The following is a 1,238-nucleotide window of genomic DNA, read 5'->3' on the forward strand; positions in this document are numbered from 1 at the left end:
CCACCACTCCAAACGCTGGGCGATTGCCCCTAGTTGGTGGACGCATGTAGTGATGTTTCGTGGGTAATCACCCACATTTTTGCTAAACAAGTGCTTAGAGTCGCCGTGTCAGCACTCGTTTTTCAAAACCTTTTCTAATTGCTTGCCTACACTTCGGTTTTCTTAGTTTTTCTTCGTTTCGTTTTCGATTTGATCGCCTAATCTTTTCCAGGCCCTATCAAATTCATCACGTTGAATTTCTTTACTATGTAATTGCCTTGCTAGTTCCATCCCTCGACGCATGAATCTAGCGAAGTGTGTTTTTGCTTCCATCCTAGCCCTCCATCATGTCATAAAGTAGGGCGTAGTGCTTATCTGGGATTCTGTCCAAGGCTTTCAAGCCGTCATGTTCTGCTTTTTGTCTGGTTTCCGCCTTGACCGTGCTATCAAAGGCGATAGAAAAGGCGTTTAGCATTGCCTTATAGCGGTCTACGCTCTTCAAATAGCGCCCACGGTCTGACAATTCCTTGTCTTCCAGTTCCTCTTTTACCGAATCGTCCAAGAGTGCGAACTTGGAGTACACCCCTTTTTCCACTTCAAATCCTAGACGCTTGTTTTGTCTCAGATTGTAAAGGTTGACCCTGCAACTCTCCAAGTTGCGATAGCCTAATAGTCCAGCGATTTCTTCTAAGTTTTTGCCCTCTAGTTCAGGCAATTTTTCAGCAATATCTTTGAATTTTACTGCTTGATGTTGTTTTCCCATTGTTTACCTTGTCTTTCTATGCTATAATCAAGGTACGTTAAAAAACGTATCCTTTTTAACCAGTCACTTGCTTCGGTCGCCAAACTCTCCGCAAGTGACTTTTTTTGTTGTTTCAAATTCCTAAAAAATCCATAACTTCTTTTTTACTAATATTCCACGTTGGTTTAGTTTCAAATTCATCTTCTCCTAACACTTTAAAATGCAAGTATGGAGTTGTTGCAAAGCTTTTACCTTTCTCATACAATGAATGAATATGGTCAAATAGTTCTGTCAATGCTACTTCGTTGGTGTACTCAACAGTGATTTCACCGTGTCCATTATAAGTTGTTTCTTCAACATTGGTAATCATACGAATCTCTTCGCCCAATGCTCTAGCAATGCCGTGGTCAGTTGTTTGTGCTTGATATACTTGTGTGTTGTTCATGTTGTTTTCTCCATTCTATATTTTCATCTATAATTTTTTCATGCTTTCTTCCCTGTCTGGGCATTATAAAGC

General features: G+C 40.5%; 2 protein-coding genes. Both read right to left on the reverse strand.

Annotated features, from left to right (window positions below; genetic code table 11):
• Window positions 1-313: 313 nt before the first annotated feature.
• Window positions 314-742: a hypothetical protein gene (locus O0J15_RS21210; RefSeq protein ID WP_308306303.1), complete on the reverse strand. Its 429-nt coding sequence runs from the start codon at window positions 740-742 to the stop codon at window positions 314-316.
• 112 nt (window positions 743-854) lie between these two features.
• Window positions 855-1,166: a hypothetical protein gene (locus O0J15_RS21215; RefSeq protein ID WP_308306304.1), complete on the reverse strand. Its 312-nt coding sequence runs from the start codon at window positions 1,164-1,166 to the stop codon at window positions 855-857.
• Window positions 1,167-1,238: the final 72 nt, after the last annotated feature.

Origin of the sequence: Stenotrophomonas sp. Sm10, assembly GCF_030985515.1 — a bacterium.
In the GTDB taxonomy this organism is placed as follows: domain Bacteria; phylum Pseudomonadota; class Gammaproteobacteria; order Xanthomonadales; family Xanthomonadaceae; genus Stenotrophomonas; species Stenotrophomonas hibiscicola.